The sequence below is a fragment of the Streptomyces sp. NPDC026672 genome, assembly GCF_040638185.1.
Classification (GTDB): Bacteria; Actinomycetota; Actinomycetes; order Streptomycetales; family Streptomycetaceae; genus Streptomyces.
In genome coordinates, this window is the sequence record NZ_JBEZXS010000041.1 from 22792 (window position 1) to 41308 (window position 18517).

Here is an 18517-nt window from a genome sequence, read left to right on the forward strand (position 1 = left end):
GGTGACGAGTCGTCCGCGCAGGTGGGTGGGTCCTTCGAGACCTCGGGGATGCCCTCGGCATATGTCCAGGGAACGGCACGGAACGAGGCGTTCCGGGGGTTGGATTCCCAGGGAACGGCCCCGGAGCGTGGTACGGGCCGCCATGATGGGGGCATGGCGGGGCTGGAGGGCATCGAACAGCCGCGGGGACACAGCCGTGCGCCTGCGGCGCGTTGGTCGCCCGCGGTCGAGGACGAACGAGCGCTCAGAGCACTGGAGTTGTACGGCAACCCGGCCGACGCCGAGATCCCGCTCCCGTCCCGCCCCGAGTCCGCCGCCACCGCCCGCAGGCTCACCCAGGTCGTCGTCCTGAGGCACTGGGGGCTCACGCCCAAGATGGCCGAGGACGCGGTCCTGCTCGTCTCCGAACTCGTCGGCAACGCCGTACGGCACACCGGCGCCCGGGTCTTCGGGCTGCGCATGCGCCGCCGCCGCGGCTGGATCCGCGTCGAGGTGCGCGATCCCTCGCGCGGGCTGCCGTGTCTGATGCCGGTTCAGGAACTGGACCTGAGCGGCCGGGGCCTGTTCCTGGTGGACAAGCTCTCCGACCGCTGGGGCGTGGACCTGCTGCCGCGCGGCAAGACGACGTGGTTCGAGATGAGGGTGGCGGAGCGCCCGCCCCAGTAGTCCGGCCGGGAGAGCCGGGTCCGGCCGAGAATCACCCCGATCGTCGCAATGGAGCGTTTTCGCGCCCTTCACCCCTTAAATGGGGGGCGTGACCACGACCGATCGCCGCTCGGCGTTGCGCGCCGGTGCCGGACTCGTCGCCGCGGGCGCCCTCGCCGGATGCGCCGCCACCGGCACCGCCGCGCCCCAGGACCCCCAGCGGTCCACCCCCTCGCGGACCGCCGCGAAGGCCACCCCGCCGGGGCCCGCCCCCGCACCCCGCGCCTTCCCCGGGCACCCCGCGCAGATCACCCACGGCCCCCGCGACCGCCCCCGGGTCGCCCTCACCTTCCACGGCCAGGGCGATCCCGCCCTCGCCGAGGACCTGCTCACCGCGGCCGAGCGGCAGGGCGCCCGGATCACCGTGCTCGCCGTCGGCGGCTGGCTCGACGCCAACCCCGAACTCGCCCGCCGGGTCCTCGACGGCGGCCACGACCTGGGCAACCACACCCAGCGGCACATCGCCGTCAACACCCTGCCCGAGGAGGACGCCCGCGCCGAGATCACCGAGTGCGCCGACCGGCTGCGCCGGCTCACCGGTTCCATCGGCACCTGGTTCCGCCCCTCGCAGACCGCCGTCGCCTCCCCGCTCGTGACCCGGCTGGCCCACGCGGCGGGCTACCCGCACGTGCTGTCGTACGACGTCGACTCGCTCGACCACACCGACCCGGGCGCCCCCGCCGTCGTCCGCGCCGTCCTCGACCGGGTCCGCGCCGGTTCCGTGGTGAGCCTGCACCTCGGGCACCCCGGCACGGTCGCCGCCCTCCCCGACGTCCTCCACGAACTCGGCCGCCGCGGGCTGCGCGCCGTCACCACCACGGAGCTGCTGAGCTGATGCGCCCTCGTCCGACCGCTCGCCTGCTGGCCGTGTCCGGCGCCGCGCTCACCGCCCTCGCGCTGCTGCCCGGCTGCGGCACCGGCACCCCCCGCGCGAAGGAGACCCCCGGCGGCACGACCCCCGTCCGGCCCGTGCCCCGGGCGAGCGCCGACGGCCTGCCCGGGATGCCGCCGCTGCTCGACCCGGCCGACGTCTACGCCGCCGACCGGCCGGGCCGGCTCTCCCCGGTCGTCGCGGATCTCCCGTCCCGGGTCTACGTCCCCAACACCGAGTCCGACACCGTCTCGGTGATCGACCCGGCGACCTACCGGGTCGTGGCGACCGTCCCCGTCGGCCGGCAGCCCCAGCACGTCGTGCCCTCCTGGGACCTGCGCACGCTGTGGGTCAACAACGACCGCGGCAACAGCCTCACGCCCCTCGACCCCCGCACCGGCCGCGCCGGCCGGCCGGTCGCGGTGCACGACCCCTACAACCTCTACTTCACGCCCGACGGCAAGTACGCCGTCGTCATGGCGTCCCTCGACCGCGAACTCGTCTTCCGCGACGCGCACACCATGAAGCGCGTCAAGACCGTCCCGGTCAGCTGCTACGGCGTCAACCACGCCGACTTCTCCCGGGACGGCCGCTACTTCATCGTCTCCTGCGAGTTCAGCGGAGAGATCCTCAAGGTCGACACCGCGCGGATGGCGGTCGTCGCCCAGGAGCGGCTCCCCTTCGACGGGGCGATGCCGCAGGACGTCAAGGTCTCGCCCGACGGCCGGCGCTTCTACATCGCCGACATGAAGGCCGACGGGCTGTGGGTGCTGAACGGTGACACCTTCGCCAGGCCCGGCTTCCTGCCCACCGGCAAGGGCGCCCACGGCCTCTACGTCAGCCGCGACTCCCGCGAGATGTACATCTCCAACCGGGGCGAGGGGACGATCTCGCTCTTCGACTTCGCCCGCGGCCGGCTCACCGCGAAGTGGCACCTGCCCGGTGGCGGCAGCCCCGACATGGGCGGCGTCTCCGCGGACGGCAAGGTCCTGTGGCTGTCGGGCCGTTACGACTCCGAGGTGTACGCCATCAACACCCGCACCGGGACCCTGCTGGCGCGCGTCAAGGTCGGCAAGGGGCCGCACGGCCTCGCCGTCTATCCCCAGCCGGGCCGCTACTCGCTCGGGCACACCGGCATCTTCCGCTGACACGGGGCGCGTTGGCCGGCGGCCGGACACGCCGTCGATCGGGTGACGGTCCACGCCCCGCCGCCGGCCGGCCGCCATCGTGCTGTCCATGATCACCACCAGCGTCCGGCGGCGGACCGTCGCCGCCGTCCTGTCCCTGGGAGCCGTCCTCGCGACCACGGCCGCCCTGCCGTCGTCCGCCGCTCCCGCCAAGGCCGCCGCCCCGGCCTGTCCCCAGTTCGCCGACCCGGTCGAGGCGGCCGCGGACCGGCGCGTCGACGTCGACCGCATCACCCCCCGGCCCGTGTGGCGCACCACCTGCGGCACGCTGTGGCGCAGCGACGACCGCGCCCCCGCCGTGATCTTCGACCAGGGCTTCCGGCCGAAGGACGTGACCGGCGGGCAGTACGACGTCGAGAAGTACGTCCTGGTCAACCAGCCCTCGCCGTACGTCTCGACGACGTACGACCACGACCTCTACAAGTCCTGGAGGTCCGCCTACAACTACTACGTCGACGCGCCCGGCGGCATCGACGTCAACAAGACCATCGGCGACACCCACAAATGGGCCGGCCAGGTCGAGGTGGCCTTCCCCGGCGGCATCGCCCGGCAGTACGTCGTCGGCGCGTGCCCGGTCGACCGCGCGACCCGCACGGAGATCCTCTCGGACTGCGAGAGCAACCCCGGCTACGTGCCCTGGCACTGAGCCCCCCGGCCCGTCACTCCCGGGCCGCGAGGAACAGGGCCTCGGCCCCGACCGGCACGTGGCCCGCCGCCCGGAACGCCCGCACACCGCGGGCGTTCCCCGGCGAGACCCGCGCCCACAACGGCTCCCCGGCGAGATGCCGGGCCGCCGTCACCAGCAGCCGCCCCAGCCCCCTCCGCGCCCCACGCACGCACAGCGTCGCGCCGCCGCCGGGCGTGGGCCACGCGGGAGTGGGCCGCTCCTTGAGTCTCCACCCGCTGGAGGGCTCAGACTCGCAGACATGCAGCACCAGCCGGGGGGAGCGCCCCCAGACCCGCCGTACGACGACGGCACCGCGCTGTTCACCATCGGTGAGCTGGCGCGGGCCACCGGTCTCGGTGTGCGCACCATCCGTTACTGGTCCGACGCGGGCGCCCTGCCCCCGGTGGCCCGGTCCGCGGGCGGCTACCGGCTCTACGACGCCGCCTCCATGGCCCGTCTGGAACTCGTGCGCACCCTCCGCGAGTTGGGCCTCGGCCTGGACGACGTGCGCGCGGTGCTCGCGGGCGAGACCACCGTGGCGCGGGTCGCGGAGGCGCACGTGGCGGCCCTGGACGCGCAGATCAGGTCGCTACGGGTGACCCGCGCGGTGCTGTCCACTGTCGCGCGACGCGGTTCGACCGCGGAGGAGATGACCCTGATGAACCGACTGGCACGGCTGTCGGCCGCCGAACGCAGGCGCATCCTGGAGGAGTTCGTGGCGGAACTGTTCGCCGGACTGGACACCGCGGACCCGGATGTCCGCGAGCGCATGCGCACCACCGCCCTGTCCCTGCCCGACGATCCGACACCCGAACAGGTCGACGCCTGGGTGGAGTTGGCCGAGATGATCCAGGACCCCGCGTTCCGGGCCCAGATGCGGCGGGCGGCCGAGTTCAACGCCGCGGACCGGGGACACGAGACGCCGGCCGGGGCGTCCATGTGGTTCTTCAAGCGGCTCGTGGAGCTGGTCGGGCGCGCCCGAGAGCAAGGGGTCGACCCGCGGGCTCCCGAGGCCGAACAGGTGCTGCGGGACCTGCTCGGCGACGCCGACCGCGCCGCGGTCCTCGACCGGATGAGGGCGTCGCACAACGTACGGCTCGCCCGCTACCGCGAGTTGCTCGGCATCCTCAAGGGGACGTCCCAGCCGGCGCACGAGGAGGACTTCGCCTGGGTGGTCGCTGCACTGGAGTTCCGCCGGGGCCGTTAATCTGACCTGCGGCAGTACGCCGACACGGCACGAGAAACACGAGCAAAAGGGGCGGATCGGTGGCGGACATCGAGGAAGCACGCAAGCAGTTCCAGCGGATCGACGCGGACGGTGACGGATTCATCACCGCCGCCGAGTTCAAGTCCGCCCTCGCCCAGGGAGGCGACTGGAACGTCACCGACACGGTGGCCGAGGCCGTCATCAGGACCCGTGACCTCAACGGCGACAAGGTCCTGTCGTTCGACGAGTTCTGGGCGTACCTGAGCAAGTGACGCGGGCCCGGTGGAGGGGGCGCCGCTCTCGGCGCCCCCTCCGTCACGTCCGCTCGCGGTGTCTCACCCGTTCGCCGTGACGCCGGAATACGAGACCGTCACTCCGGGTTGATGCCGGGCACAGAAGCATGCGCATGCATCGATCCCTAAGGGGCTGTCATGAAGATCGGCATCATCGGCGCGGGCAACATCGGCGGCAATCTGACACGCCGGCTCACCGCCCTCGGCCACGACGTCTCCGTGGCCAACTCGCGCGGCCCGCAGACGCTCACCGAACTCGCGCGGGAGACGGGCGCGACCCCGGTCCCCGTCGAGGAGGCGGCCCGCGGCGCGGAGGTCGTCGTGGTCACCGTCCCCGTGAAGGCGGTCCCGGACCTCCCGTCCGGCCTGCTGGACGGCGCCGCCGCGAACGTCGCCGTGATCGACACCGGCAACTACTACCCGCGTGAACGGGACGGCCGTATCGCCGGGATCGAGGACGACGGCATCACCGAGAGCGCCTGGACGCAGCAGCGGATCGGCCACCCGGTCGTCAAGGCGTTCAACGGCACCTTCGCGCAGGACATCCTGGACCGCCACCGCCCGGCCGGCGCCCCCGACCGCATGGCCCTCCCGGTGGCCGGCGACGACGCGGCGGCCAAGGCCACGGTGCGCGCCCTGATCGACGAACTCGGCTTCGACACGGTCGACGCGGGCACCGTCGCCGACTCCTGGCGCCAGCAGCCGGGCACCCCGGTCTACGGCCTCCGCGAGGGAACGGCCGCGGTCACCAAGGCCCTGTCGGAGGCGTCCCCGACCCGCCCGGACACCTTCCGGGGCTGACCGCCCCCACACACTCACCGGCCCCCGGCCCATCGACCGGGGGCCGCGCGCTCAGCACTCGATGATGTTGACCGCCAGGCCGCCGCGGGCCGTCTCCTTGTACTTGACCGACATGTCCGCGCCCGTGTCCTTCATCGTCTTGATGACCTTGTCCAGGGACACCTTGTGGGAGCCGTCGCCGCGCATCGCCATACGGGCCGCCGTGACCGCCTTGACCGCGGCCATGCCGTTGCGCTCGATGCAGGGGATCTGGACCAGGCCGCCCACGGGGTCGCAGGTGAGGCCGAGGTTGTGCTCCATGCCGATCTCCGCCGCGTTCTCCACCTGCTCGGGAGACCCGCCCAGCACCTCGGCCAGCGCGCCCGCCGCCATCGAGCAGGCCGAACCGACCTCGCCCTGGCAGCCGACCTCCGCGCCGGAGATGGACGCGTTCTCCTTGAAGAGCATGCCGATCGCGCCCGCGGCCAGCAGGAAGCGGACCACGCCGTCCTCGTCCGCGCCGGGCACGAAGTCCATGTAGTAGTGGAGCACCGCCGGGATGATGCCGGCCGCGCCGTTCGTCGGCGCCGTCACCACCCGTCCGCCCGCCGCGTTCTCCTCGTTCACCGCCATCGCGTAGAGCGTGATCCACTCCATCGCGTGGGCCAGCGGATCACCCTCGGCGCGCAGCTGCCGCGCGGTGACGGCCGCGCGCCGGCGCACCTTCAGACCGCCCGGCAGGATGCCCTCGCGGGACATGCCGCGCGACACGCACGCCCGCATGACCCCCCAGATCTCCAGCAGCCCCGCCCGGATCTCCTCCTCCGTGCGCCAGGCCCGCTCGTTCTCCAGCATCAGCGAGGAGATCGACAGACCCGTCTCCTTCGTCAGCCGCAGCAGCTCGTCGCCCGTGCGGAAGGGGTACTTGAGGACCGTGTCGTCCAGCTTGATCCGGTCCGCGCCGACCGCGTCCTCGTCGACGACGAACCCGCCGCCCACCGAGTAGTACGTCTTCGCCAGCAGCTCCGCGCCCGAGGCGTCGTACGCCCACAGCGTCATGCCGTTGGCGTGGTACGGCAGCGCCTTGCGCCGGTGCAGCTTCAGGTCCCGGTCGGCGTCGAAGACGATCTCGTGCTCGCCGAGGAGGTTCAGCCGGCGCGACGACCTGATGGCGGCCACCCGCTCGTCCGCCGTCTCCACGTCCACCGTGCGCGGCGATTCGCCCTCCAGGCCGAGCAGCACCGCCTTCGGCGTGCCGTGGCCGTGGCCGGTGGCGCCCAGCGAGCCGTACAGCTCGGAGCGGATCGACGCGACGGGGTCCAGCAGGCCCTCGTTGCGCAGCCTGCGGGCGAACATGTGCGCCGCGCGCATCGGGCCGACCGTGTGGGAGCTGGACGGGCCGATGCCGATCGAGAACAGGTCGAAGACCGAGACGGCCACGGTGACTCCTCAATACGGGGTGGTGCGGGGGCGGGGTGCCGCGCCCACCTACGAGTGTCGCGCGGCACCCCGCGAAGGGGACTACTTGCCCAGACCGGGGTACAGCGGGTGCTTCTCGGCCAGGGCGGTGACCCGGGCCCTCAGCTTCGACGCCTCGGCCTCCCCGAACGGGGCGGGTGCCTTGAGCGTCTCGGCGATCACGTCCGCGACCTCGGCGAAGTCCTCCGCCAGGAAGCCGCGGGTGGCCAGCGCCGGCGTGCCGACACGCAGCCCGGACGTGACCATCGGCGGACGCGGGTCGTTCGGGACGGCGTTGCGGTTCACGGTGACGCCGACCTCGTGCAGCCGGTCCTCGGCCTGCTGACCGTCCAGCTCCGACTCGCGCAGGTCGACCAGGACGAGGTGCACGTCCGTACCGCCGGACAGCACGTTCACACCGGCCGCGCGGGCGTCCTCCGCCGTCAGCCGCTCGGCGAGGATCCGCGCCCCCTCGACCGTACGGCGCTGGCGCTCCTTGAACTCGTCCGAGGCGGCGACCTTGAAGGAGACCGCCTTGGCCGCGATCACGTGCTCCAGCGGACCGCCCTGGAAGCCCGGGAAGACCGAGGAGTTCAGCTTCTTCGCGAACTCCTTCTTCGCGAGGATGATCCCGCCGCGCGGACCGCCCAGCGTCTTGTGGGTGGTGGAGGTCACCACGTCCGCGTACGGCACCGGGTTCGGGTGCAGACCGGCGGCGACCAGACCCGCGAAGTGCGCCATGTCGACCCACAGGTATGCCCCGACCTCGTCGGCGATCCGGCGGAACTCGGCGAAGTCCAGCTGCCGCGGGTACGCCGACCAGCCCGCGATGATCACCTTCGGGCGGTGCTCCCGCGCGAGCTTCTCCAGCTCGGCCATGTCGACCAGACCGGTCGCCGGGTCGACGTGGTAGGCGACCACGTCGAACTGCTTGCCGGAGAAGTTCAGCCGCATCCCGTGGGTGAGGTGGCCGCCGTGGGCCAGGTCCAGGCCGAGGATCGTGTCGCCGGGCTGGGCCAGCGCGAACAGGGCCGCCTGGTTGGCGGAGGCGCCGGAGTGCGGCTGGACGTTGGCGTACTCGGCGCCGAACAGCTCCTTGAGCCGGTCGATCGCGATCTGCTCGGTGACGTCGACGTGCTCGCAGCCGCCGTAGTAGCGGCGGCCCGGATAGCCCTCGGCGTACTTGTTGGTGAGGACCGAGCCCTGCGCCTCCATGACCGCGAGCGGAGCGAAGTTCTCCGACGCGATCATCTCCAGCGTGGACTGCTGGCGGCGCAGCTCGGCGTCGACCGCGGCGGCCACGTCCGGGTCGAGCTCGTGCAGGGGGGTGTTCAGAAGCGACATGCGGTCGGTGACTCCTCAGCCGGCGGTGTGGGCGGCGTACTCGTCGGCGGAGAGCAGGTCGGCCGGCTCCTCCGTGACGCGCACCTTGAACAGCCAGCCGCCCTCGAAGGGGGCCGAGTTCACCAGCGACGGGTCGTTCACCACGTCCTCGTTGATCTCCGTGATCTCACCGGTGACGGGCGAGTAGAGGTCGCTGACGGACTTGGTCGACTCCAGCTCGCCGCAGGAGTCGCCCGCGGTCACCGCGGAGCCGACCTCGGGGAGCTGGGCGTAGACGACGTCGCCGAGCGCGTTGGCGGCGAACTCGGTGATCCCGACCGTCGAGACGCCGTCCTCGGCGACCGACAGCCACTCGTGTTCCTTGCTGTAGCGCAGCTGCTGGGGGTTGCTCATGGCCTGAATTCTCCTGTACGCGGGGATGTGCTGGTGAAAAGGGGGGATCGTCGGCCCGCTCGGGGCCGCAGGCCCGCGCGCGGGTGACCGCGCCCGGTGTCCGCTTCCGTTCCGCTTCCGGGTCTGCTTCCGGTTCTACGGTTCTACTTGCGGCGCTTGTAGAAGGGCAGCGCCACGACCTCGTAGGGCTCGTGGCTGCCCCGGATGTCGACGCCGACGCCGGCCGTGCCCGGCGCCGCGTGCGCCGCGTCGACGTACGCCATGGCGATGGGCCGGCCCAGCGTGGGGGAGGGGGCGCCCGAGGTGACCTCGCCGACCACCGCCCCGCCCGCGACGACCGGGTACCCGGCGCGCGGCACCCGGCGGCCCTCGGCGACCAGGCCGACCAGGACGCGCGGCGGGTCGGTCTCCGCGCGGGAGGCGGCCTCGGTCAGCGCCTCGCGGCCCACGAAGTCGCCCTCCTTGCCGAACTTCACGACCCGGCCGAGCCCCGCGTCGAACGGGGTCAGGGCGGTGGTCAGCTCGTGCCCGTACAGCGGCATGCCCGCCTCCAGGCGCAGCGTGTCGCGGCAGGACAGCCCGCAGGGCACGAGGCCGGCGGCCTCGCCCGCCTTGGTCAGCGCGTGCCACAGCTCGACGGCGTGCTCCGGCGCCACGAACAGCTCGAAGCCGTCCTCGCCGGTGTAGCCGGTCCGCGCGATCAGCGCGGGGACGCCGGCGACGGTGCCGGGCAGACCCGCGTAGTACTTCAGGCCGTCCAGGTCGGCGTCCGTGAGCGACGCGAGGATCGCCGGGGACTCGGGGCCCTGGACGGCGAGCAGCGCGTAGGCGTCGCGGTCGTCGCGCACCTCGGCGTCGAAGCCCGCGGCGCGTTCGACGAGTGCGTCCAGGACCACCTGGGCGTTGGAGGCGTTGGCCACGACCATGTACTCGGTCTCGGCCAGGCGGTAGACGATCAGGTCGTCCAGGATGCCGCCGTCGGCCCGGCAGATCATCGTGTAGCGGGCCCGGCCCACGGCGACGGAGGCGATGTCGCCGACCAGGGCGTAACCCAGCAGCGCGGCGGCCTGCGCGCCGGTGACCGTGATCTCGCCCATGTGCGACAGGTCGAAGAGACCGGCCCGGGTCCGCACGGCGACGTGCTCGTCACGCTCGGAGCCGTAGCGCAGGGGCATGTCCCAGCCGGCGAAGTCGGTCATCGTCGCGCCGAGCGAACGGTGCAGCGCGTCGAGCGCGGTGCGGCGGACTCCGGGGGATGCTGCGGATTCGGTGCTGCTCATCGGACGGTCGTCTCCCAGGAAAGGACGGGCGAGGTCGTTCCTCCCCATCTGTCATCGGGACCTGAGAGGTTCGCCATGACCGCCGACACGGGCGGGTCAGGACTTGCACCTTGGGTGGGGCCGCTGTCGCAGCGGCCCGCTTTTCAGATGTGCCTCGCCCGCGCGGTAACGGGGCCTGAGAGATTCAAGGGAGGGACTTGCTCCTTCGGCGCCCCGGTCGGCGTGCGGCCGGGGACTCTCCCGCGCGGATTCAAACGGCCGATATGCAGTTGGCGCGCACATCATCGCACGCCCGGCGCGCGGGCGGCAGGCCCCACTTTCCGTGACCGAGCTGTGGCAGTACGCGGACGAAACCAGAGACACCGGGCATTACCTTCTCTTTACACTCGACGGGCAGGGGATCTCCGAGCCCCAGGGGAGGACGATCACGGTGAACAGGACCACGGCGTACGCCACGACCACGGGCCTAGCGCTGCCGAAGCGCCCCGCAGCACCGACCCGCGCGCGCTGGGCCGAGTTCCCGGCCCCCGTCGTCCGCGACCTGCGCGAGCGCGCGGGACACAGCACACGCGAGCTGCTGTTCGGACCCCGCGACCTGGTGGTCGTCACCGGCCTTCCGGGCAGCGGCAAGTCGACCCTGATGCACCGCGCGGTCGAGGGCCGGCGCGTCGACTCCCAGGACACCCGCGACCGCTGGGAGCACCGCCTCCCGCGGTTCGTGCCCTACGCGCTTTACCGCCCCTTGGTCCGGCTGGCCCACTACGCCGGGCTGCGCCGCGCCCTGCGCTCCGGTGAGGGCGTCGTCGTGCACGACTGCGGCACCCAGCGCTGGGTGCGCGGCTGGCTGACCCGCGAGGCCCGGCGCCGCGGCGGCACCCTGCACCTGCTGTTCCTGGACGTCGGCGCGGACACCGCGCTCGCCGGGCAGCGCGAGCGCGGCCGGGGCGTCTCCCGCTACGCGTTCCTGCGCCACCGCACGGCCGCCGGCCGCCTCCTGCGCTCGGTGGAGCGGGGGCGGCTGCCCGAGGGCTGCGGTTCGGCGGTGCTGCTCGACCGGGACGCCGCCGACGTGCTGCACCGGATCGGATTCGGGGAGTGAGGCACTGTCGGCGGCACCCGCTAGCCTTTTCAGCCAGACCCGTGGTTCCCAGCAGGCGGTAGGCACATGGACTTCCCGGCGGACATCCCCGCTGACTTCCCGGCACAGGCACACCCCCAGCCGCACGGCGGATGGCCCGGCAACGAACTGGAGGAGGTCCTCTCGGCGTCCCTCGGCGTGCCCTCGGCCGGCGGCCGCATCATCGAGGTCCTGGGCCGCAGCTTCGTCTGGATACCCCTGCCCTCCGGGGGCGGCCCGGACAGCGGCTCGCTGGACCTGCCCACGGTGGACATCGACGGCCAGGCGTACGTCCCGGTGTTCAGCTCCGAGGAGCAGTACCGCCAGGTCGTCGGCGCCCACCTCTCGTTCACCATCGCCCCCGCCGTCGAGTTCGCCCGCGGGCTGCCCCCGCAGGTCGGACTGGCCGTCAACCCCGGCGGCGTGGTCGGGGTGCCGCTGCCGCCGGAGGCCGTCGCCGAGATCTGCCGCGCGGGCAGCACCCCGCTCGACGGCCCGGCGGTCGGCGGCCGGGTCCGCCTCTTCGAGCCCGACTGGCAGGACGACCCGGTCGACTTCCTCTCCGCCGCCGCGGCCGAGTTCGCCGCGACGGGCGTGGTCGCCACGGCCCGCCGCTGCCTCGCCGCGATCGAGACGGCGGAGCCGGTGCTGTTCATCGGCGTCGAACTCTCCCAGTGGGAGGGCGACCTGCGGGCCCTGCCCCTGGACGCCCTGGGCAAGGCGCTCGGCGCGGTCCCCGTGCCCTGGCCGGTCAACCTGGTCCTGCTGGACGTCGCGGACGACCCGGTCGCCCACTGGATGCGGGAGAACGTCCGCCCCTTCCACCAGCACGGCCACTGAGGACCCCGCCGGGAGGGCCGCGACGGGCCCTCCTCGGTGCGCGGGCCCGGCACGGTCGGCCGCGCGGTTCCCCGCGCCCCTTCCGGCCGCGGCCGAGGGGCCACGGCCGGTGGGCGCATAAGCTGTCCCCCGACACGGGGTGACTCATCGAGGGGCGGTACCACACGTGAGCGCGAGCCGCAGCGCCGGCGTCGAACACATGCTGCGCCAGGTCACGCCCGGGCGCTACGACGCGTACGAGGCGCTGCTGCGCGCCCTAGCGACCCCCGGTTCTGGCCAGGTCTGGATGCTCCTGTGGCACGGCCAGGCCGGCTCCCCGGACGCCCAGTACGGGAACATGGAGATCGACGGCTACGGCTACGCGCCGTGCGTCACCTCGGCCCAGGAGCTCTCCGCCAGCGGCTGGAACCGTTCCTACGAGGTGGTCGAGGGCATCGACGTCGCCCGCACCCTCTATCCGGACCGCTACGGCCTCTGGCTCAATCCGCACGCCCCGGGCGGCGGAGTGGGCGTCCCCTGGCTCGACCTGCGCCGGATCGCGACCGGCCTGGACCGCCAGCCGGCCGGCCCGCTGCGGCTGTCCGAGCCTGCCATCGAGATCCCCCAGTTCTACGCCCTGCTCGCGCAGAACGCCCACCGCACGCCCGTGGTCCGCTCGCTGCGCCGCGCCTGGGTCCAGCCCGCGCTCGGAGCGCCGTACCTCGCCATCGGGCTGGACGTGTACGACACCTCGCCGCAGGCGGTCGACTCGGTCCGCGCGATGATGCAGCAGTCGGTCGGCGTGGTGCCGGACGGGCTGCCGGTCTCGACGGTCGCGATGACCGACGACCACGACCCGGTCGTGATGTGGATGCGCGCGGGCGCCCGTCCGTTCTACGACCGCGAGTCCCATGCCACGGCCCCGGTCCAGTCCCCGGCGGCGGGGTACGGGTATCCGCCGGTCCAGGGACGGTACTGACCCTCCGGCCGACGCGTCGGCGACCGTCCGGTCAGTGGACAGAGGCGAACGTTTCTTCGCGCGTAGAGCGAGGTGGAACGACCAACTCCGCCCCATTCGCCACCCTGTGCCCCGTCCGGCCCCCGTTACCCACTGTCCGGATAACGGAACCCTCCTGACAGCATCACGTTTGCGCATCCATTCGCCGTCAAGTCTGGCAACAGATCGCCGAAGCGTTGAAGACTCCCGCACCAGGGGTCTTTAGCCCCTGTGTACTACGGACTGATCACGCCGCTACCGCGGCAAGTGCGGGCCGGCTACCGCCGGTTGAGAGGGGTCCCTGCCAGATGACGGCACCATTGCACGAGCCGACCGCGGAAGCGGCCCCGAGCGCGGCCGAGGAAGCGGCGGTGGCGAGCGCCGCGGCGAAGGCCGTACAGGGACGTTCCCTGGGCCGGATCGCCTGGGAGCGCCTGAAGCGGGACAAGCTCGCCCTCACGGGCGGCATCGTCGTGCTCCTCCTCATCCTGGTCGCGCTGCTCGCGCCCGTGATCACCAACCTGGTCGGGCAGGACCCGGACGCCTACCACGAGAACCTGATCGACCCGCTGTTCGGCACCCCCACGGGGTCCCTCGGCGGCATCAGCGGCGACCACCTGCTCGGCGTGGAGCCCGTCAACGGGCGCGACATCTTCGCGCGCGTCCTCTACGGCGCTCAGATCTCCCTGCTGGTCGGCTTCCTGTCCGCCGTCGTCGCGGTGGTCCTGGGCGTCGTCCTGGGCATCCTGGCGGGCTTCTTCGGCGGCTGGGTGGACGCGCTCATCAGCCGCGTCATGGACGGCCTCCTGGCCTTCCCGCAGTTGCTGTTCACCATCGCCCTGGTCTCCGTCATGCCGAACAACCTGCTCGGCCTGACCGGTTCCAGCGTGCGGGTGTTCGTGATGATCGTGGTGATCGGCTTCTTCGGCTGGCCCTACATCGGACGTGTGGTGCGCGGCCAGACCCTCTCGATGCGCGAGCGCGAGTACGTCGAGGCCGCCCGCTCCCTGGGCGCCGGGCGCCTGTACATCCTGTTCAGGGAACTGCTCCCCAACCTGGTCGCCCCGATCATCGTGTACACGACCATGATGATCCCCACGAACATCCTCACCGAGGCGGCACTCAGCTTCCTGGGCGTGGGCGTGAAGCCGCCCACGGCCTCCTGGGGACAGATGCTGTCGAGCGCGATCGACTACTTCGAGTCGGACCCGATGTACATGGTCGTCCCGGGTGTCGCGATCTTCATCACCGTTCTTGCGTTCAACCTCTTCGGCGACGGCGTGCGAGACGCGCTCGACCCGAAGGGCTCCCGCTGAGCCGCTGCACCCCAAGCGTCCCGTGGCACCAACACGGGGTCTCTCATCTAATCCGGAGGATCCGAGATCGTGACTACCCAACGCACCTCAGGGCGGCGTAAGCAGGCGTTGGCCGCTGCTGCCGCGGTCGCTGCGCTGCTGACCACGGCAGCGTGCGGCGGCAGTGACAGCGGTGACGGCGACAACGGTTCGAAGACCGGCGCCGCCGGCTTCGACGCCGCCAACAACAAGGTCGCCCAGGCGGACCTGGCCAAGAAGGGCGGCACGCTGCGCTTCGGTGGGGCCCAGGACGCCGACTCGTGGGACACCACGCGCGGTTACTACGGCTTCATGTGGAACTTCGCGCGGTACTACAGCCGCCAGCTCGTCACGAACAAGACGGAGCCCGGTAAGGCCGGCGCCCAGCTCGCCCCCGACCTCGCCACCGGTCTCGCCAAGGTCACCGACGACGGCAAGACCTACACGTACACGCTGCGGGACGGCGTGACGTGGGAGGACGGCAAGGCGATCACGTCCAAGGACGTCAAGTACGGCATCGAGCGCGTCTGGGCGCAGGACGTGCTGTCCGGCGGTCCGACGTACCTGAAGGACGTCCTCGACCCCAAGGGTGAGTACAAGGGCCCCTACAAGGACACCTCGAAGGACAAGCTCGGTCTGAAGGCGATCGACACGCCCGACGACAAGACCATCGTCTTCCACCTCCCGAAGGCCAACTCGGACTTCGAGGAGATGCTGGCCCTGGTCTCGGCGTCCCCGGTCCGCCAGGACAAGGACACCAAGTCCAAGTACGGTCTGCACCCGTTCTCCTCGGGCCCGTACAAGTTCCAGTCGTACAGCCCGAACAAGGACCTGACGCTGGTCCGCAACGACCAGTGGAAGCAGGCCTCGGACCCGATCCGCAAGGCCTACCCGGACAAGATCACCGTTCAGTTCTTCTCGGACGCCAACCAGCTCGACCAGCGTCTGCTCAACGGTGACCTGGACCTGGACATCAACCAGACCGGCATGTCCCCGCAGGGCCGCACCACCGCCCTGAAGGAGCACAAGGGCAACCTGGACAACCCGGTGTCCGGCTACATCCGCTACGCGGTCTTCCCGCAGAGCGTCAAGCCGTTCGACAACATCGAGTGCCGCAAGGCCGTCATCTACGGCGCCGACCACGTGTCGCTCCAGACCGCTCGTGGCGGCCCGGTCGCCGGTGGTGACATCGGCACCAACATGCTCCCGCCGTCCGTCCCGGGCTCCGAGGGCCAGAAGTACGACCCGTTCGCGCTGGCCGGTGCCGGCAAGAACGGCGACGAGGCCAAGGCCAAGGCGGCCCTGAAGGCCTGCGGCAAGCCGAACGGCTTCTCGACCACCATCGCGGTCCGCAACAACAAGCCGGTCGAGGTGGCCACCGCCCAGTCGCTCCAGGCGTCGCTGAAGAAGATCGGCATCACCGCGCAGATCGACCAGTACGACGGCTCGCAGACCACCGGCATCATCGGCAGCCCCTCGAACGTGCAGAAGAAGGGCTACGGCATCATCATCATGGGCTGGGGCCCGGACTTCCCGTCCGTGCAGGGCTTCGGTCTGCCGCTGTGGGACAGCAAGTACATCGCGCAGAGCGGTAACAACAACTACGCGCTGATCAAGGACAAGGCGATCGACGGCCTGTTCGACGACTACGTCAACACGCTCGACGACGCCGGCAAGACCAAGATCGCCACTGAGATCAACCACAAGGTCATGGAGGGCGGCTACTACCTGCCCTTCACCTTCGAGAAGTTCATCAACTGGCGCGGGGACAACCTGGCGAACGTGTACACCACCGACGGCTACAGCGGGATGTACGACTTCGTCAACCTCGGCCTGAAGTCCGCGAAGTAAACCCGGCACACCCGCCGAACGGCACGAAAGGCAGGTGAAGGCCGGCGACGTGTGAGCGCGGGCCACCGGAAGACCTCCGGTGGCCCGCGGTCCGCGACGGGCCGAGAGCTGTGCTCGCTTACCTCATCAGGCGGTTGTTCGCCGCCGCAGTGATGCTCGTGGTCATCATCATGGTGGTCTTCGGCATCTTCTTCCTCATCCCCAAGTGGGCGGGGGTGGACATCGCCACGAGCTTCGTGGGCAAGCAGGCCGACCCTGCCGCCGTCGAAGCGGTGCGGGTGAAGCTCGGACTCAACGACCCGATCTACGCTCAGGTCTGGGAGTTCTTCAAGGGCATCTTCGCGGGCCGCACGTACGCGGCCGGCGGTGACGTCACGCACTGTGCCGCGCCGTGCTTCGGCTACTCCTTCCGCAGCGAGCAGGCCGTGTGGCCGGTGCTCACCGACCGCTTCCCGGTGACCCTGGGTCTCGCGCTCGGTGCCGCCGTGCTGTGGCTGGTCTTCGGCGTGGCGGCGGGTGTCCTGTCCGCGCTCAAGCGCGGCAGCATCTGGGACCGCGGCGCGATGGTCGTCGCGCTGTCGGGTGTCTCCCTCCCCATCTACTTCACCGGCATGCTCTCCCTGGCGATCTTCGCCTTCGGGCTGAAATGGATCGACGCGAAGTACGTGCCGCTGGACGACAGCTTCTCCGGCTGGTTCGGCGCCATGATCCTGCCCTGGATCACCCTCGCGTTCCTCTACGCCGCGATGTACGCCCGGATCACCCGCGCGACCATGATGGAGATCCTCGGTGAGGACTACATCCGCACGGCGCGCGCGAAGGGCCTCAAGGAGGGCACCGTCATCGGCAAGCACGCCATGCGCTCGACGATGACGCCCATCCTGACCATGCTCGGCATGGACCTCGGCGCCCTCATCGGCGGCGCGATCCTGACGGAGTCGACGTTCAACCTGCCCGGCCTCGGACAGGCGGTGCTCAGCGCCATCAAGAACCAGGACCTGCCGATCATCCTGGGCGTCACCCTGATCACTTCCCTCGCGGTGCTGATCGCCAACCTCGTGGTGGACATCCTGTACGCCGTGATCGACCCCCGAGTGAGGCTGTCATGACTGAACTCAGCAAGACCGGAGCAGCCGTGGGCGAGCCCACCTCCGCCTCGCCCGCGCCGTCCACCTTCCTGGACGTGCGCGACCTGAAGGTGCACTTCCCGACGGACGACGGCCTCGTCAAGTCCGTCGACGGGCTCAGCTTCACGCTGGAGAAGGGCAAGACCCTCGGCATCGTGGGCGAGTCCGGCTCCGGCAAGTCGGTGACCTCGCTCGGCATCATGGGCCTGCACACCGCCGGCCAGTACGGCAAGCGCAAGGCCCAGATCTCCGGCGAGATCTGGCTGGACGGCACCGAGCTGCTGTCCGCCGACCCGGACGAGGTGCGCAAGCTGCGCGGCCGCCGGATGGCGATGATCTTCCAGGACCCGCTGTCGGCGCTGCACCCGTACTACACGATCGGCCAGCAGATCGTGGAGGCGTACCGCGTCCACCACGACGTCGACAAGAAGACCGCCCGCAAGCGGGCGGTCGAGATGCTCGACCGCGTGGGCATCCCGCAGCCGGACAAGCGGGTGGACAGCTACCCGCACGAGTTCTCCGGCGGTATGCGCCAGCGCGCGATGATCGCCATGTCGCTGGTCAACAACCCCGAACTGCTCATCGCCGACGAGCCGACGACCGCCCTCGACGTGACCGTCCAGGCGCAGATCCTCGACCTCATCCGCGATCTCCAGAAGGAGTTCGGCTCCGCGGTCATCATCATCACCCACGACCTGGGCGTCGTCGCCGAACTGGCCGACGACCTCCTGGTGATGTACGGCGGCCGCTGCGTCGAGCGCGGTCCGGCCGACAAGGTGTTCTACGAGCCCCGCCACCCCTACACCTGGGGCCTGCTCGGCTCGATGCCGCGGCTCGACCGCGACCAGCAGGAGCGCCTGATCCCGGTGAAGGGCTCCCCGCCCTCGCTGATCAACGTGCCGTCCGGCTGTGCCTTCAACCCGCGCTGCCCGTACGCCGACGTCCCCAAGGACAACGTCACCCGCACGGTCCGCCCCGAGCTGACCGAGGTCGGCAGCCAGCACTGGGCCGCCTGCCACATGACGCAGGAGCAGCGGGAGCGTATCTGGACCGAAGAGATTGCGCCGAAGCTGTGAGCGACGAAAAA

Annotated in this window: 18 protein-coding genes, 1 pseudogene and 1 riboswitch; of the genes and pseudogenes, 14 read left to right on the forward strand and 5 right to left on the reverse strand. The window is 71.2% G+C overall.

Translation table 11 applies throughout. The annotated features are described in order from the left end of the window. Positions 1–48: 48 nt before the first annotated feature. The 4 genes from AB0F77_RS34125 (at position 49) to AB0F77_RS34140 (ending at position 3409) form a co-directional block, all read left to right on the forward strand. A complete protein-coding gene (locus tag AB0F77_RS34125; RefSeq protein ID WP_361955734.1) occupies positions 49–666 on the forward strand; it encodes an ATP-binding protein in 618 nt (205 codons plus the stop codon). A 79-nt stretch (positions 667–745) separates the two neighbouring features. Further along, on the forward strand, positions 746–1540 hold the full coding sequence (locus tag AB0F77_RS34130; protein WP_361955736.1) for a polysaccharide deacetylase family protein: 795 nt from the start codon (positions 746–748) through the stop codon (positions 1538–1540). Next, complete coding sequence (locus AB0F77_RS34135) at positions 1540–2724, forward strand: hypothetical protein (RefSeq protein ID WP_361955738.1); 1185 nt, start codon at positions 1540–1542, stop codon at positions 2722–2724. The genes AB0F77_RS34130 and AB0F77_RS34135 overlap by 1 nt, the downstream gene beginning before the upstream one ends. 88 nt (positions 2725–2812) lie before the next feature. After that, positions 2813–3409 (forward strand): ADP-ribosyltransferase, encoded by a 597-nt coding sequence (locus AB0F77_RS34140; RefSeq protein WP_361955740.1) that lies wholly within the window; start codon positions 2813–2815, stop codon positions 3407–3409. 13 nt (positions 3410–3422) lie between these two features. Here AB0F77_RS34140 and AB0F77_RS34145 read toward each other — a convergent pair. After that, positions 3423–3660, reverse strand: a pseudogene (locus tag AB0F77_RS34145) (GNAT family N-acetyltransferase); the annotation flags it as partial. Between the two features lie 29 nt (positions 3661–3689). Here AB0F77_RS34145 and AB0F77_RS34150 point away from each other — a divergent pair. The 3 genes from AB0F77_RS34150 (at position 3690) to AB0F77_RS34160 (ending at position 5731) form a co-directional block, all read left to right on the forward strand. Next, positions 3690–4637: a MerR family transcriptional regulator gene (locus AB0F77_RS34150; protein ID WP_361955742.1), complete on the forward strand. Its 948-nt coding sequence runs from the start codon at positions 3690–3692 to the stop codon at positions 4635–4637. A gap of 59 nt (positions 4638–4696) precedes the next feature. Then, positions 4697–4909: an EF-hand domain-containing protein gene (locus AB0F77_RS34155; RefSeq protein ID WP_199213668.1), complete on the forward strand. Its 213-nt coding sequence runs from the start codon at positions 4697–4699 to the stop codon at positions 4907–4909. 159 nt (positions 4910–5068) lie between these two features. After that, the gene (locus AB0F77_RS34160; RefSeq protein ID WP_361955745.1) at positions 5069–5731 is read left to right on the forward strand and encodes an NAD(P)-binding domain-containing protein; all 663 of its coding nucleotides are present in this window, start codon (positions 5069–5071) and stop codon (positions 5729–5731) included. A 51-nt stretch (positions 5732–5782) separates the two neighbouring features. Here the strand turns inward: AB0F77_RS34160 and AB0F77_RS34165 are convergent, their stop codons facing one another. The 4 genes from AB0F77_RS34165 to gcvT form a co-directional block, all read right to left on the reverse strand. Further along, on the reverse strand, positions 5783–7150 hold the full coding sequence (locus AB0F77_RS34165; RefSeq protein ID WP_361955747.1) for an L-serine ammonia-lyase: 1368 nt from the start codon (positions 7148–7150) through the stop codon (positions 5783–5785). Positions 7151–7231: 81 nt separating this feature from the next. Next, positions 7232–8512, reverse strand: coding sequence for a serine hydroxymethyltransferase (glyA, locus tag AB0F77_RS34170; protein WP_361955749.1), 1281 nt, complete (start codon positions 8510–8512; stop codon positions 7232–7234). A 15-nt stretch (positions 8513–8527) separates the two neighbouring features. Continuing rightward, on the reverse strand, positions 8528–8905 hold the full coding sequence (gene gcvH, locus AB0F77_RS34175; RefSeq protein ID WP_361955751.1) for a glycine cleavage system protein GcvH: 378 nt from the start codon (positions 8903–8905) through the stop codon (positions 8528–8530). Between the two features lie 143 nt (positions 8906–9048). Next, entirely contained in the window at positions 9049–10185 is a 1137-nt protein-coding gene (gene gcvT / locus AB0F77_RS34180; RefSeq protein WP_361955753.1) for a glycine cleavage system aminomethyltransferase GcvT, read from the reverse strand. A 153-nt stretch (positions 10186–10338) separates the two neighbouring features. Further along, a riboswitch (glycine riboswitch) is annotated at positions 10339–10438 on the reverse strand. A gap of 177 nt (positions 10439–10615) precedes the next feature. Between gcvT and AB0F77_RS34185 the strand changes: the two genes are divergently transcribed. From AB0F77_RS34185 to AB0F77_RS34215, 7 genes are all read left to right on the forward strand, one after another. Further along, a complete protein-coding gene (locus AB0F77_RS34185; RefSeq protein ID WP_361955755.1) occupies positions 10616–11284 on the forward strand; it encodes an AAA family ATPase in 669 nt (222 codons plus the stop codon). 66 nt (positions 11285–11350) lie between these two features. Beyond that, complete coding sequence (locus AB0F77_RS34190) at positions 11351–12142, forward strand: enhanced serine sensitivity protein SseB (RefSeq protein ID WP_361955757.1); 792 nt, start codon at positions 11351–11353, stop codon at positions 12140–12142. A 166-nt stretch (positions 12143–12308) separates the two neighbouring features. Next, complete coding sequence (locus AB0F77_RS34195) at positions 12309–13100, forward strand: enhanced serine sensitivity protein SseB C-terminal domain-containing protein (protein WP_361955759.1); 792 nt, start codon at positions 12309–12311, stop codon at positions 13098–13100. A 326-nt stretch (positions 13101–13426) separates the two neighbouring features. Continuing rightward, the gene (locus tag AB0F77_RS34200) at positions 13427–14434 is read left to right on the forward strand and encodes an ABC transporter permease (RefSeq protein ID WP_361955761.1); all 1008 of its coding nucleotides are present in this window, start codon (positions 13427–13429) and stop codon (positions 14432–14434) included. A gap of 69 nt (positions 14435–14503) precedes the next feature. Then, the gene (locus AB0F77_RS34205) at positions 14504–16303 is read left to right on the forward strand and encodes an ABC transporter substrate-binding protein (protein ID WP_361955763.1); all 1800 of its coding nucleotides are present in this window, start codon (positions 14504–14506) and stop codon (positions 16301–16303) included. Between the two features lie 110 nt (positions 16304–16413). Next, on the forward strand, positions 16414–17412 hold the full coding sequence (locus AB0F77_RS34210) for an ABC transporter permease (RefSeq protein ID WP_361955765.1): 999 nt from the start codon (positions 16414–16416) through the stop codon (positions 17410–17412). Beyond that, positions 17409–18506, forward strand: a complete 1098-nt coding sequence (locus tag AB0F77_RS34215) for an ABC transporter ATP-binding protein (RefSeq protein ID WP_361955767.1) — start codon at positions 17409–17411, stop codon at positions 18504–18506. The genes AB0F77_RS34210 and AB0F77_RS34215 overlap by 4 nt, the downstream gene beginning before the upstream one ends. Positions 18507–18517: the final 11 nt, after the last annotated feature.